Origin of the sequence: Celerinatantimonas marina (assembly GCF_046054165.1) — a bacterium.
Classification (GTDB): domain Bacteria; phylum Pseudomonadota; class Gammaproteobacteria; order Enterobacterales; family Celerinatantimonadaceae; genus Celerinatantimonas.
The window spans coordinates 1-13,382 of the sequence record NZ_JBFNXK010000001.1 but is presented as its reverse complement, the minus strand read 5'-3'; the positions used below and the strand labels follow the sequence as shown (position 1 = coordinate 13,382).

The 13,382-nt window shown below is 40.9% G+C and carries 15 protein-coding genes; 6 read left to right on the top strand and 9 right to left on the bottom strand.

Going from position 1 to position 13,382, the window contains the following annotated elements; genetic code table 11:
• Window positions 1–26: 26 nt before the first annotated feature.
• Window positions 27–476, bottom strand: coding sequence for a MarR family winged helix-turn-helix transcriptional regulator (locus ABUE20_RS00075; protein WP_408617757.1), 450 nt, complete (start codon window positions 474–476; stop codon window positions 27–29).
• 1,094 nt (window positions 477–1,570) lie between these two features.
• Between ABUE20_RS00075 and adk the strand changes: the two genes are divergently transcribed.
• Complete coding sequence (gene adk / locus ABUE20_RS00070; protein WP_408617756.1) at window positions 1,571–2,215, top strand: adenylate kinase; 645 nt, start codon at window positions 1,571–1,573, stop codon at window positions 2,213–2,215.
• A 134-nt stretch (window positions 2,216–2,349) separates the two neighbouring features.
• Window positions 2,350–3,318, top strand: a complete 969-nt coding sequence (gene hemH / locus ABUE20_RS00065) for a ferrochelatase (protein WP_408617755.1) — start codon at window positions 2,350–2,352, stop codon at window positions 3,316–3,318.
• 189 nt (window positions 3,319–3,507) lie between these two features.
• Here the strand turns inward: hemH and ABUE20_RS00060 are convergent, their stop codons facing one another.
• Window positions 3,508–3,828: a DUF496 family protein gene (locus tag ABUE20_RS00060; protein WP_408617754.1), complete on the bottom strand. Its 321-nt coding sequence runs from the start codon at window positions 3,826–3,828 to the stop codon at window positions 3,508–3,510.
• A 126-nt stretch (window positions 3,829–3,954) separates the two neighbouring features.
• Window positions 3,955–5,193 carry a cyclic di-GMP phosphodiesterase gene (locus tag ABUE20_RS00055; RefSeq protein ID WP_408617753.1) on the bottom strand — a complete coding sequence of 413 codons (1,239 nt, stop codon included), beginning with the start codon at window positions 5,191–5,193 and terminating at the stop codon, window positions 3,955–3,957.
• A gap of 213 nt (window positions 5,194–5,406) precedes the next feature.
• Here ABUE20_RS00055 and ABUE20_RS00050 point away from each other — a divergent pair, with 213 nt between their 5' ends.
• Window positions 5,407–6,051: a flavin prenyltransferase UbiX gene (locus ABUE20_RS00050; RefSeq protein WP_408617752.1), complete on the top strand. Its 645-nt coding sequence runs from the start codon at window positions 5,407–5,409 to the stop codon at window positions 6,049–6,051.
• A gap of 16 nt (window positions 6,052–6,067) precedes the next feature.
• Window positions 6,068–7,042, top strand: coding sequence for a YbgA family protein (locus ABUE20_RS00045; RefSeq protein ID WP_408617751.1), 975 nt, complete (start codon window positions 6,068–6,070; stop codon window positions 7,040–7,042).
• Window positions 7,043–7,096: 54 nt separating this feature from the next.
• Here the strand turns inward: ABUE20_RS00045 and fur are convergent, their stop codons facing one another.
• From fur to ABUE20_RS00020, 5 genes are all read right to left on the bottom strand, one after another.
• The gene (fur, locus tag ABUE20_RS00040) at window positions 7,097–7,531 is read right to left on the bottom strand and encodes a ferric iron uptake transcriptional regulator (protein ID WP_408617750.1); all 435 of its coding nucleotides are present in this window, start codon (window positions 7,529–7,531) and stop codon (window positions 7,097–7,099) included.
• 202 nt (window positions 7,532–7,733) lie between these two features.
• Window positions 7,734–8,381, bottom strand: coding sequence for a lytic transglycosylase domain-containing protein (locus ABUE20_RS00035; RefSeq protein ID WP_408617749.1), 648 nt, complete (start codon window positions 8,379–8,381; stop codon window positions 7,734–7,736).
• A 162-nt stretch (window positions 8,382–8,543) separates the two neighbouring features.
• Complete coding sequence (fldA, locus tag ABUE20_RS00030; RefSeq protein ID WP_408617748.1) at window positions 8,544–9,071, bottom strand: flavodoxin FldA; 528 nt, start codon at window positions 9,069–9,071, stop codon at window positions 8,544–8,546.
• A 14-nt stretch (window positions 9,072–9,085) separates the two neighbouring features.
• Window positions 9,086–9,379 carry a LexA regulated protein gene (gene ybfE, locus ABUE20_RS00025; RefSeq protein WP_408617747.1) on the bottom strand — a complete coding sequence of 98 codons (294 nt, stop codon included), beginning with the start codon at window positions 9,377–9,379 and terminating at the stop codon, window positions 9,086–9,088.
• A 149-nt stretch (window positions 9,380–9,528) separates the two neighbouring features.
• A complete protein-coding gene (locus ABUE20_RS00020; protein WP_408617746.1) occupies window positions 9,529–10,314 on the bottom strand; it encodes an alpha/beta fold hydrolase in 786 nt (261 codons plus the stop codon).
• A 174-nt stretch (window positions 10,315–10,488) separates the two neighbouring features.
• Here ABUE20_RS00020 and ABUE20_RS00015 point away from each other — a divergent pair, with 174 nt between their 5' ends.
• Window positions 10,489–10,974, top strand: coding sequence for a replication initiation regulator SeqA (locus ABUE20_RS00015; RefSeq protein WP_408617745.1), 486 nt, complete (start codon window positions 10,489–10,491; stop codon window positions 10,972–10,974).
• Window positions 10,975–11,150: 176 nt separating this feature from the next.
• Window positions 11,151–12,800, top strand: coding sequence for a phosphoglucomutase (alpha-D-glucose-1,6-bisphosphate-dependent) (pgm, locus tag ABUE20_RS00010; protein WP_408617744.1), 1,650 nt, complete (start codon window positions 11,151–11,153; stop codon window positions 12,798–12,800).
• A 52-nt stretch (window positions 12,801–12,852) separates the two neighbouring features.
• Here the strand turns inward: pgm and ABUE20_RS00005 are convergent.
• On the bottom strand, window positions 12,853–13,382 hold a 530-nt coding region (locus ABUE20_RS00005; protein WP_408617743.1), incomplete at its 5' end, for an IS4 family transposase.

Here is a 13,382-nt window from a genome sequence, read left to right as displayed (position 1 = left end):
GCCCTTTGAATCCTATTGAAGGGCTGTTAGTTTCCATCCAAATTATCGCTGATTGATTTATTAAGCTTCGTTAATAAATCGGCTAATGATACTTTTTCCTCATCATCCCAATCTGAAAAGATTTTTTCAGTATTGGCACAACGTTGTTTTTTCATTATCTCAAATTTTTCCTGACCTAGAGCGGTGGCATTAATCAAGCATCCGCGGCGATCGGAAGGATCCGGGAGTCGATCGATTAGCTGCTGTTCCATCATGGCTTTTAGCTGCCGAGTGACTGTGGATGAATCCAAACCTAACTGTACCGCTAATATACCTGACGATTGTGGTGATTCCTGAGTGAGTAGTCGAAGGATAAGGTAGTGCGCTCGCTCCAATGGATAATTCCGTCTTCGATGATTGGCTTCAAGCCATCGAACAAGATATGACAAATTCAATTCAATTCGATGAATAGATGAATCATGATTGGTATCACTCACGACTGGGATTCCCCTATAATATTAATTTATGTCCATGTTTGATATCTGACACGCTAACTGCAGGCAAGCCTTTGCCTAAGATGACAGATACATTTTGCTTGTTAAATGCTAGTTCAAAATAACTATAGCCAGCCTGGTCATAGCCGAATTTACTTAGCACGGCGAATTGTAACCAACAATACTTAATAAAGTAACATTTTTTGCAAAATTGTGTGTTTTTACTTTTATTTGACAGTCTTGTCTATTATCTAAATTGTAACTTATGATCAGGAATGAAGTAGTACTAAAAAACTTTTATTGGAATATGTGTGGCGGTAAGAGCTCTATTTTGTTGAGTTTCATTTTAAAAATTATTTAAAAACAATATATTATGTTTTTAAATTAAAATAAATGACCAGCAATTTATTCCTAAGTGGAAACTATAGTTTACGAACCTGCTTCAGTTGTATTTTACATGGTTGCGTTTAGTGGGATTGCACGATTAAATAGGCCATCACATCAATATCCTTATAGTGATTATGATCGAGATCCCATATTTCTGCCCATTGTTGGGTCTCGTGATTTTGCGTAGCTCGTATTCGCAGCATTTGGGATGGAATTGAGCATCGGTTGATTCCATCCTGCTTTCTTCTTTAGTGGCACACCTTGTTTTTCTGATGTTTATCTCTCATCAATTCGATGACGTTTGGCTTTTCATTTTCATGTAAATTGATAGTGTGTCAATTTAGGAAATTCATATCGACTTTAGCTTTCGGGATGGATTTTATGTCAAGCAAACGCGTATTGAACAAAACGTTCTCGGTGAAGCTTAATCTTAATGAATTAAGTACACTGGATGCACATCGTTCCAATAGCTTAAGTGAACCCGAAAGGGTGTTTGAGTTTGCTTTATGTCATGTTAGACGTCATTGTAGAGAATAATGACACTGAGCAACGTTTGTTTTGTCTAAATCAGCGTCAGAAGGCGGCAAAATAATCACGGTTGATCAACAGTTCATCGCCTTGGTAATTGTATCTCCGACTTGAGAAATAAGTCGTCTAAGTGTACATTCTACGGCTTTCCAGAACATTATTGTTGAGAAAGGACTAGCGTTATGCGCATTATTTTACTGGGTGCACCTGGTGCGGGAAAAGGGACTCAAGCCCAATTCATTATGGAGCGTTATGGGATCCCTCAGATTTCTACCGGGGATATGTTACGGGCTGCTGTGAAAGCTGGAACTGAATTAGGTAAGCAAGCTAAAGCAGTGATGGATGCAGGCCAGTTAGTTAGTGATGAATTAATTATCGCATTGGTAAAAGAACGGGTTGCACAAGATGATTGTGCAAAAGGCTTTTTATTGGATGGCTTTCCCCGGACCATTCCACAAGCTGATGCAATGAAAGAAAACAATATCGATGTTGATGTTGTATTAGAATTTGATGTCCCTGATGATGAAATCGTGCAGCGTATGAGTGGTCGTCGTGTTCATCCGGGTTCAGGTCGTGTTTATCATATCGTGTATAATCCGCCTAAAGTTGAAGGTAAAGATGATGTGACTGGCGAAGATTTAATGGTCCGTCCAGATGATGAAGAAACAACCGTTCGTAAACGGTTGACCATCTATCATGAAACGACTCAACCATTAGTTGATTATTACAGTCATGATGCGAAGCAAGGTTTAAATAAATATTATCGTATTGATGGTACATTACCAGTTGCTGATGTGAGTAAACAATTAGCAGATTTACTGGATTAGTCTAAAATATCATAAGGTTGATTGGCTTCAGCCTTATGCATCATGCATGACAAGCGAGTTGCTTTAAATAGCATTTAATACCGTAATAAATGGCAAACGTTGACGTTATGATTCAGTATCAGGACCAACCGTCTATGGATAAATCCTCTGTTGTGGCGATTTTAGTCAATTTGGGAACTCCTGAACAACCTACCTCATCGGCTGTTAGAGCTTTTTTAAATCGATTCTTATCGGATCCACGGGTTGTCCCTATATCACCTTGGCTATGGCAGCCTTTGTTGAAAGGCGTTATTTTGCCGTTGCGGAGTCCTAAAGTAGCCCGACTGTACCAGCAAATTTGGATGGATGGTGGATCTCCGCTGCAGGTGTATTCTGAAAAATTAGCGGAAAAAGTTTCTTCATGTATTCAAGGTCGATGTCGTGTTCGTCTAGCGATGAATTATAGTCATCCTTCTCTTGAAACGGTGATCCATGAAGAGATTGAACAGGGCGTTGAGACGCTCATTGTTTTACCTCTTTATCCCCAATATTCCGTTTCAACGAGTGCTTCTGTTTTTGATGCGTGTGCTCGAGCCCTTCAATCAGAATATACATTACCCAATGTGCAGTTTATTCGACAATATTATGATTGGCCCGGATATTGTGAGCTTTTGGCAGAACAGATTCAAAAACGCCATATTCAGTATAGTGCCTCTTACCCATTAATTTTTTCTTATCATGGTATTCCAGAACGTTATGTACAGGCGGGAGATCCATATGCGAGGCAATGTGAGCAAACAACGCGGCGGATCGTCGACTTATTGGCATTGCCGGATGATGCATGGAAAATGAGCTATCAAAGTCGTTTTGGACGAGAACCGTGGGTTCAGCCCTATACCGATGAACTTTTAACATCGCTGGCTGCTGATGGTGTTAAAGCCGTTGACATTATTAGCCCTGCATTTTCCGTAGATTGTTTGGAAACTTTGGAGGAAATTAGTTGCCAATTAAAATTGCTATTTTTCCGTCAGGGTGGGGTAGAATTTAATTATATTCCTGCCCTTAATGCTCAGGACCAGCATGCACAAATATTAAGTGAAATTATTTTAGAGCATATTCGTTAGGCATTTATGCTGTATTATAAGATGAATAGAATATTTATTCTACATATTGATGATTTATTATACGAATTTGTGTGGAACTTTATATAGCAACAGTATTCGTTATCGTTGGGAAAATAGTTGTATTACGAAGAGTCGGTTATTATCACTAGAGAGTGAATAACCGCTGGATATTGAACCCAGCGGTTTATTTTAACTTTCTGTTTTGGCGTTTTTGATTTTACGGGCAAGTTCCCGGCGTTCTTTTGATAATTCAGCATTGGTAATCGTATATTCATCTACACGATCTTCATAATCACCGCGCATATTTTCAATGATTGCCATAATTTCACGCACAGACATACCTTCTTGAATATAATCAGATAAATTGCTGAGTAACTCTACGCGTTTACGGTTATCACGAATTTTTTTCGCAACGTCAATCATTTCTCGTTTTAATTTATTGCGACGACGAGCAATTGACACTAGCTCTAAAACTTGGGCCATATGTTGTTGGGTGTTTGGTTTTTCCATGAGAACTCCAATACAAAATAAAAAGTCGGTCATTAGACGCTGATGTCATAATGTACCTTTTCTTGCCCCTCAGGCAAAGCGTTGATGGAATATTTTATTGATATTGAACAATTCTCAACAAAATTATTACCCAGGTGATTCTGTTTCAATGAAATAGCTAATACGCCAATTGGCGAGCAACATGGTGACGGATTCGGGGAGTTGTTCTGATGGTACAGAATGGTGGATCGATAGCTCTAACATGGATAGGTCTTCAAAAGATAAATCATCGATAAATCGGTCACTTCCAAAGCGTTTGATATAGGGTTTTAAGCGGTTTTGGGGATTGCTTCCGGCTACGATTGCTAATTGTTGGTTGGACAGTTCAACGATTGTTCCCGGAGGATAAATTCCGAGAGCGTTGGCCAATGCTTCCACAATAACCTGATTAAATTTATCCGGGGAATTTTTTAATAAAAAAGCAATCGCAAGTTGTGGTGACAACGGCTTTTGCCAGGGGAATGGATTGATAAGCCAGTCATAATAGTCTGCGACCTGGAGAATTTGAGCGGCTCTGGGAAATTCATCTTTAGTTAGACCTTTTGGATAACCACTCCCATCTCTTCGTTCATGATGCACGGCAACAAGTGTTAATACTTCGTTCGGAATGGATTGAGCTTTACGGAGTTGGTCAATGCTATATCCCACATGAGCCTGAAGGAAGCTGAGTTCTGCCTTAGTAAGCGGCTGAGATTTAGAGCGAATTTGGTGGGGGATCCGTAGTAAACCAATATCGGAGATCATAGCGGCTAGCGCTAAGGTCTCCGTTTCTTTTTGTGAATAGTGAAGAATTTTGGCCATTAACAATACGAGCCCCATGACATTCATTGAATGCGAAAAGAGTACGTCACTGCCTTTATCATTGAGAATGAGATATACCTGAGGGATTTGATTTGTCTGGTTAAATACGGCTTGACTGACATGAGTAATCAGATCCTTAAGTAGCCCATATATGGCTCCTGGATCAGAATTAAATTGGGCAAAAGTATCCCGATACTGGCTAATGCATTGGTAGTAGGATGACTCGGATTTTCGTTGACTGTTTTTCTGTTGTGTCTGAAATAAAGCTTCGGGTGTTGCCGTTCGTTTCAGGGTTGCACTCGGCTGTCCGTAGTTTTTGGGTGTGGAGGGACGGCCTCCCGATAAATCTGATTTTTCAGGATCAATATCAATCCATTCGAGCGATAATGTTTTTAATACAGTTAACTCATCACTGCTGCGAATTTTAAAGTTATTTCGTAGAAACGGATGGCTTTTCCATTCTATAGGAAGACAGACATAGTGCCCTAATCGGAGTTCTCTCAGCGGTATTTTTAATAGTGACATTACCACTCCAGTTATTCACGAGTATCCTCGATTTCTCGTAACGACAGCCAGATTTTTGATTTAAGTATGTTCATATATGTTAAATTAAATGATAATTGATTAAATTTTAGTAGAAAAATCATCGTTTTTCTAAGCTTATAGATACATCATTTGATGACAAATTATTGATATTGTCTTCATAATACCGAGATTTAAAGGGATAGCGATATCTATATGAATAATAATCCTCAGCAATCACCGTTATCTGGAATTACCTTGGCCATTACCGGAGCTTCCGGAGCCCCTTATGCACTTCGATTATTAGAGACACTTATCGCCACGGGACGCCCTATTTTTTTATTGATATCAGGGGCGGCTAAAGTTGTTTTAGCCACTGAAACTGAACAAAATTGGCCCGCTTGCGAGCAAGCATTTGATGCGTATATGGTTCAGCATTATGCAGCTCAACCCGGGCAAGTGGTTCGGTTGGGGCGGGAACAGTGGTTTTCGCCGGTTGCTTCAGGATCCTCTGCGCCCAAGCAAATGGTCATTTGCCCTTGTAGTATGGGGACATTAGCAGCCATTCGCCACGGGCTTTCTGACAATCTGATCGAAAGGGCTGCTGATGTGGTGATTAAAGAAAAAGGGCAGTTGATTATTGTGCCAAGGGAGATGCCATTTTCGGTGATTCATTTAGAAAATATGCTGGAATTGGCTCGTCTCGGAGTCGATATCATGCCGGCTGCACCTGGGTTCTATCATCATCCGACAACAATTCAGGATCTATTGGATCAAGTGGTGGGTCGTATATTGGATCATTTAGGGATTGAACAATCGATTATGCCCGCCTGGGGCTATACTGGATGTAGTCGTTTCTAAATTGATCAGAGGTTACATGGTTGAATCGCTTCCCGAAATGTTATATCCGCCTATTCGCTTGGGGGTGAGTGCATGTACGATTGGCGAGAAAGTTAGGTTTGATGGTGGGCATAAGCGATCTGCTTTTTTGTTGGATGAATTATCACCTTGGGTTGAGTTTGTTCCTGTTTGTCCTGAAGTTTCGGCTGGTTTAGGGATCCCCAGACCGGCTATTCGGCTGGTGCTTGTTGATGAACAATTAAAAGTTATAGAAAGTGGTGGCTTACAACGTGACCATACTTCAGCATTGAAGGCTTCGGTACAACAGTTGACACTACAAAATGATCAGTTAACAGGGTTTGTTTTTTGTGCGAAGTCACCCAGTTGCGGAATGGAGCGGGTGAAGGTTTATACGGCGGCTGGACATCCTTTGCCTCAAATGAGTTCGGGAATTTTTGCCGAATCATTGATGACTCAGTATCCCTATTTACCTTGTGAAGAGACTGGACGCCTTCACGATCGATTGATTCGAGAAAGTTTTTTAGTCCGACTTTTTTGTTATGCTCGTTGGCAGCAATTATGTCAGGATGGATTAACATTTCATCGGATTATTGAGTTTCATAGCCGGTATAAATTGTTATTAATGGCTCATTCTCCTGAATGTTACCGTAATTTGGGGCAAATGCTTGCTCAGACTAAAGGTTGTGATGTAACGATATTTGCAAATGACTATATTCGCAAATTGATGGCTGGATTAGCTCAGGTGGCTACCCGAAAAAAACATACAAATGTTTTGATGCATATTCAAGGGTATTTTAAACGCCAGTTAGCTGCTTCAGATAAAGCGGCATTAACACAACTCATCCTTCGTTATCAGCAGAAAATGTTACCCCTAGCGACGCCCCTTGAAATGTTATTGCATTATTTACGGCATTATCCAGATCAGTATTTACAAGTGCAGTATTATTTTCAACCTTATCCGGAGAGCTTATCTGTCAAGAGTGTCATTTGAGTTCTGAAGATGCAACCTGTATCTGTGTTTCCACAGGTTGCAGTGGCGGGGGATTTAATCTTTATTATGATCGGGGCAACTTTCATCAGTGCAATTACCATACAGATACAAACTGTGGTTGGTTAGCTTGATATGGTATTGTTCAGCAATAGCACGTTGCCGTTCTTCGATGATTTCGTCACGAAATTCAATGACTTTCCCGCAATCTAAACAGACCAAGTGATCATGATGATGCTGACTGTTTAACTCAAACACAGATTTACCGCCTTCAAAGTGATGACGTGTGACGATCCCGGCATCATCAAACTGGTTGAGCACACGATAAACTGTAGCCAAGCCAATTTCTTCACCTTGGTCAATCAGTTTTTTGTAGAGTTCTTCAGCACTAATGTGAGCTGACTCTGGTTGCTGCATTAAATCGAGAATTTTAATCCGAGGTAATGTAACTTTAAGCCCGGCTTTTTTAAGTGCTTGATTGTTATCTGGCATATTTGAACTTTTCACTTATTTTAATGAAACGATCAGGTACTGAATGCTAGCATTATAATACTTACCTGAGTTTTATGTTGATGGCTTTTCTCTATCAACTAAAACGATTTAACCAATTTAACACGAAATTTCATGAATACCTATCAATTTTCCTGAATACATCGGTAGCACGAATAATGGATTAAATAGATCGGAGGCATGATTAATTCAGTAATGCCATGACTTTGTCTATATATTGACGTGTTTCTGAATAGGGGGGAATACCTTGATAACGACGGACCGCGTTTTCACCAGCATTATAGGCCGCTAAAGCTAATTTAACAGAATGGAATTCATTGAGTAATGTTTTCAGATATCGGCTTCCGGCATCGATATTTTCCGCAGGTTCAAAGGGATCTTCAACATTAAATCGTCTGGCGGTACTTGGCATCAGTTGCATCAACCCCATTGCGCCGGCTTTGGATACTGCATGATGTTGATAACTTGATTCAACTTGTATCACGGCATCGACTAGCTTAACCGGAAGATCATAGCGTTGGGCAACCTGGCGGATTAAATGTTCAAATCGACGTGATTGCAGCTTCTGAGCTGATGATGTATTCAACCGGCTTCGGGCGATAAATTGACTATCAATGGTGTATTGAGAAGGGGAATTTTTAATTTGAAAGCGCTTGGGTAATTGGCTTTGGCCGTATGTTTGAAGTAAGAGCTTCCAGTTAGGATTCATCTGAGTTTTGGCAAAGTGCATTTCGCCTTGAGCATCTTGAAAGAACCAGATGTCAGCATGGGCCGGTAGTGAATTAAAACCGATCCCTATTAGGAATAAGAAAAATAAGACTTTAGCCTGCACTTTATAATCGTTGCCTTAACTCATCAATCATGTTTATAAGTTAACGGCCACTGCTTTGAAAAATTGAGTCGATTGTATCAATGAGGCGCCCATAAAAAACCCCAATGATTGATAATTCAACAATTGGGGCAGTTTTCATTATGTTTTGATGACAAACTTTTATCAATCTTCTAATTCGGAAAGGTACATTTCCTCGTGAATTTGTTTGCACCAGTCTTTAACACGCTGTTCAGTTAGTTCAGGTTGGCGATCTTCATCGATACCTAAGCCTACAAAGTGGTTTTCATCAACTAATGCTTTAGAGGCTTCAAATTCATAACCTTCGGTCGACCAGTTGCCCACAATGGTTGCTCCACGAGCTTCGATGATGTCTCGAACGGTGCCCATTGCATCCAGAAAATATTCGGCATAATCTTCTTGGTCTCCACAACCAAAAATAGCTACGAGTTTTTCTGAAAAATCAATTTTTTCTAACTCAGGATAAAAATCATCCCAATCACACTGAGATTCTCCATAATACCAAGTAGGAATACCAATCAGAATGAGTGAGTAATTCTCAATATCTTCACGTGTCGATTTGGCGATATCATATACATCGACCATATCTTTGCCCAATTCTTTCTGGATCATCTGGGCGACTGCTTCGGTATTACCGGTATCACTACCGAAGAACAATCCTACACTTGCCATAACTTTACCTGTTTCTATCGTTGCGGTTCTGTAGTTGAAACTGTCAAGTACTCTCTGAGTACTTGTTCGATTAGTTCGCTGCGACTGACGCCTTTCCCCGACGCAAGTTCATTAAGGGCTTCAAACAATGAACTCTCCACTTTCAGCTCAACACGCTTTAAACCTTTCTGACGGTCTCTGCGGAGCTGATTCCGTTTATTAACCCGGAGCTGCTCTTTTCGAGGTAGAGGATTCGTTTTAGGCCTGCCAGCACGCTTTTCAGTTGCAAACAGATCGATCGTTGTCCGATCCGTATTTTGTTTTGCCATAAACCTACATACTAGCAATTATCCAAAACCTGAGAGTTCTCAGGTGAAATTACATGACCCCAGTAACCACGATCCCAGCTTGGGGATATCTAACAAATGGTTAGGGTGTTTAAAACACTGCGGACTATAGCACAAAGGCTGGCATCGTGTTAATTATCCTGTATCAAATATTCTACGACAATCCGATTGAATAAGCGGGGTTTTTCTGCATGCAGCCAGTGCCCACAGTCAGCAATGATCTTGAGTGAAGCTGAAGGAAACTGTTGCTGAATAGCCTGTTGGTATTGTGTGGATATATAATCAGAGCGTTGGGCTTTGATAAATAGGGTTGGATGATTGAACTGCATGGCTTCAAAAGGCCAGTCAACAATATCCGGATAATTATCTTCCAGTTCCTTGAGTGCGAATTTCCAATGCCAGCCCGTTTGATCTTTGAGCAGTGATTTGAGTAGAAACTGGCGAATTTGCTCCACTTTAATATATTTAGATAACTGATGATCGGCTTCTCGTCGGGAGTTTATTCGGGTCAATTCAACATGATTCAACCCTTGAAATTCAGCATGATGTCCGTGTGAATAACGCACTGGAGCCATATCAGCAACGACCAGATTTTCGACCCGTTCCGGGGCTATCAACGCAGTTGCCATCGCAATTTTCCCACCCATAGAATGGCCGAGAATCGATGCTTTGACGATGCCTAGAGCATTCATAGTTTCGATGAGTGACTGAGCTTGAAGCATATAGTTCATACTATCAATATGAGGGGAGTTGCCATGATTGAGTGCATCAACCAGATAGACATGCGCGTATTGGCTTAATTCTTTCCCAAGGGACGTTAAATTATCAGCACTTCCAAATAAACCGTGAATTAAAAAAATAGTGGCAGCAGTCGGCTTAGCCTGAGACGGTAGGGCAATGGTGCTTAAAATAGGCATAATAAAACCATATTGAGGGCCAAGTTGTCATTTTGCAATTAAAGATGGAGCTTCTCAAGAGTCAGTCGCGTGGATAGCCCGTTGTAAAATCACTGCTAATCAGCAGTCGAGAATTTTCTGTCGATATGTATAATAAATGAAGTATTTAATGGTAATGTGGTTAATGATTAAAAGATGAAGTCCATCGAAATCGACGACGAACTTTATCACTATATTGCAAGTCAAACGCAATATATTGGTGAAAGCGCATCAGAAATTTTACGTAGATTGTTAAAATTTGAACAATCGGAATTAGTGGCTAGCTCTGATGAAAACCGGTCAAGTGCAGTGGTTGAACAAATTCTAACCAGTCAGGAGTTTATGCGGCAATCCAGGGCTGTAAAACGGTTTATGGTATTACTAAGCCATTTATATCAGCATAGCCCGGATGCATTTACACAGGCTAGTCGTATTAAAGGCAGTAAACGTGTTTATTTTGCAACCAGTAGAGATGCATTATTAGCCAGTGGAAAAACGACCAAACCACAGGCGATTCCGAATACCCCTTTTTGGGTGATTACGAATACGAATACCGGGCGGAAACGACTTATTATTTCTCAGTTGATGGAGACAATGGGATATTCTCAACACGACATATCCCTCGTTTCGGAAGCAATATAAGTTCTATACTTAGTGTCTGTTCATTTATTTTACGTTAGATCATGATATAGATATAGTGATTGTACTCATGATCTTATTATTTAAATAAACGGCAAACGGCTGTAGAAGTATCATCAATGATCAACAGCCCCTGGTAATTTGCTGTACGAATACATTAATGTGGAGAAATTTTTATTATGGCTTTACATCCTCGAGCAGGACAGCCCGCAACCCCGCAGGATTTAACCAATATTCCTCGATTAGTTTCTGATTACTATTTACTTCAGCCCGATCCAGACAATAGTTCTCAGCAGGTTAGTTTTGGAACGTCGGGTCATAGGGGATGTGCCAGCGATGGCTCATTTAATGAACAGCATATTTTAGCAATTAGTCAGGCAATTGCCGAATATCGTATGCAACAAGGCTATCAGGGGCCCTTGTTTATCGGTAAAGATACGCATGCCTTATCTGAAAGTGCTTTTTGTTCTGCAATTGAAGTTTTCGCCGCTCATGGTATTGACGTTCGGTATCAGTCTGGCTTGGGATATACTCCCACACCAGTAATTTCTCATGCGATTCTAACCTATAATGCGGTCCATTCTGATTTAGCTGATGGAGTCGTGATTACACCTTCGCATAATCCACCTCGGGATGGCGGATTTAAATATAATCCACCCAATGGTGGGCCAGCTGATACGAGTGTTACACAAATTATTCAGGATCGAGCCAATGCAATTTTGGCTGATGGTTTGAAAGATGTTAAACGAATTGCCTATTCGCAAGCGATGCAACTGCCGAGTGTGCAAGCGTATGACTACATTAAACCGTATGTGGATGATCTGAAAAACGTCATTGATTTTAATGCAATAGCTAAAGCGAAAGTCAAAATAGGCGTGGATACTCTTGGGGGTTCCGGTGTGGCCTATTGGCCGGTTATCGCTGAAACTTATGGATTAGATATTAACGTAGTGAACGATAAGATCGATCCAACGTTCTCATTTATGAGTTTGGATAAAGATGGAAAAATCCGAATGGATTGTTCATCACCTTATGCGATGGCTGGGTTGATCCAATATAAAGATCAGTTTGATATTGCTGTAGGGAATGATCCTGATTATGACCGACATGGTATCGTGACCAAAACCGCTGGGTTGATGAATCCCAATCATTATTTGGCGGTCGCTATTGAGTACCTGTTTACACATCGAACTCAATGGCCTGCATCGGCTGCGATCGGTAAAACGTTGGTATCCAGTTCCATGATTGATCATGTCGCTAAGCAACTTAGTCGCAAATTAAATGAAGTTCCTGTCGGCTTTAAATGGTTTGTTGATGGTCTTTATGATGGCTCTTTTGGTTTTGGCGGTGAAGAGAGTGCCGGGGCTTCATTTTTAAGATTTGACGGGACGGTTTGGAGTACCGATAAAGACGGTATTATTTTAGCGTTATTGGCGGCTGAAATCTTAGCTGTGACTGGACATGATCCTGCTTGGCATTATCAACAATTGGTGGCTCAATATGGTGATCCTATTTATCGCCGTATTGAAGCACCTGCGAATAAGCAACAGAAATCGGTATTGAAAAAGCTCGATTCTCAGTTGGTTGAAGCGGATACGTTGGCTGGAGATCCCATATTAGCCAAACTCACTCGGGCACCAGGAAATGATGCCGAAATTGGGGGCTTAAAAGTTGTGACAGCTAATGGATGGTTTGCTGCTCGTCCTTCCGGAACTGAAGATATCTATAAAATTTATCTGGAAAGTTTTAAAGGTGAAGCGCATCTGGCTCAAATCGAGCAAGAAGCACAGCAGATCGTTTCTGCGGCATTTAAAAAAGCGGGCTTGTAATTTTTACATTGACTTATTGTTTATAGAAACCCGCTTTATGCCTGTCTCTTGATCACAAGTCCTGTTCAAGAGACAAAGCGAGTTCATAGCCTTCAAGGATGGCTTGTAGTTTGAGCCATCCTTCCCAGAGCGTTTTAACTGCCGCTCTTCCATTTCTTTTACTGTCTTTCCAACCGCCAAGCCGTGCGAGATGTTCATAAGCCCATTTTGCTGTGGGAACTTCCTCTGGAAGCGGCGTCTTTATCCTTTTCACCCAAAGCAGCTTCCAGGCTCTTGAGGACAAGATTTTCTCACAGCTGATATCTTCGACTTGCTCATTGGCAAATTTTAACTGGAAGATCCTTACGGCTAAAAAGGCAAAAATAGTCGCTAATCTATCTAAGTTGCCTTTACTCTGTACCCGAAGCCCTTCAACTCCGGTTCCTTCACTCTTCCAGACCTTGTGATATTCCTCTATCAGCCAACGTTTCTCGTAATACGTGATAATTTTTAAAGCCTCTTCCGCACTGTTTACGGGTTCATTCGTCAGAATGTGCCAATTCAGTTTCTTGTCCTCATCTCCGACCTCAGAGCAACCTACAT

Excerpts from the sequence above, each read along its gene's own strand:
- fldA (WP_408617748.1), bottom strand. The coding sequence starts at position 9,071 with ATGGCAAGTGTAGGATTGTTCTTCGGTAGTGATACCGGTAATACCGAA.
- ABUE20_RS00015 (WP_408617745.1), top strand. The coding sequence starts at position 10,489 with ATGAAGTCCATCGAAATCGACGACGAACTTTATCACTATATTGCAAGT.
- ABUE20_RS00050 (WP_408617752.1), top strand. The coding sequence starts at position 5,407 with ATGAATAATAATCCTCAGCAATCACCGTTATCTGGAATTACCTTGGCC.
- ABUE20_RS00020 (WP_408617746.1), bottom strand. The coding sequence starts at position 10,314 with ATGCCTATTTTAAGCACCATTGCCCTACCGTCTCAGGCTAAGCCGACT.
- ABUE20_RS00060 (WP_408617754.1), bottom strand. The coding sequence starts at position 3,828 with ATGGAAAAACCAAACACCCAACAACATATGGCCCAAGTTTTAGAGCTA.
- ybfE (WP_408617747.1), bottom strand. The coding sequence starts at position 9,379 with ATGGCAAAACAAAATACGGATCGGACAACGATCGATCTGTTTGCAACT.
- pgm (WP_408617744.1), top strand. The coding sequence starts at position 11,151 with ATGGCTTTACATCCTCGAGCAGGACAGCCCGCAACCCCGCAGGATTTA.
- ABUE20_RS00055 (WP_408617753.1), bottom strand. The coding sequence starts at position 5,193 with ATGTCACTATTAAAAATACCGCTGAGAGAACTCCGATTAGGGCACTAT.
- adk (WP_408617756.1), top strand. The coding sequence starts at position 1,571 with ATGCGCATTATTTTACTGGGTGCACCTGGTGCGGGAAAAGGGACTCAA.
- fur (WP_408617750.1), bottom strand. The coding sequence starts at position 7,531 with ATGCCAGATAACAATCAAGCACTTAAAAAAGCCGGGCTTAAAGTTACA.
- hemH (WP_408617755.1), top strand. The coding sequence starts at position 2,350 with ATGGATAAATCCTCTGTTGTGGCGATTTTAGTCAATTTGGGAACTCCT.
- ABUE20_RS00045 (WP_408617751.1), top strand. The coding sequence starts at position 6,068 with ATGGTTGAATCGCTTCCCGAAATGTTATATCCGCCTATTCGCTTGGGG.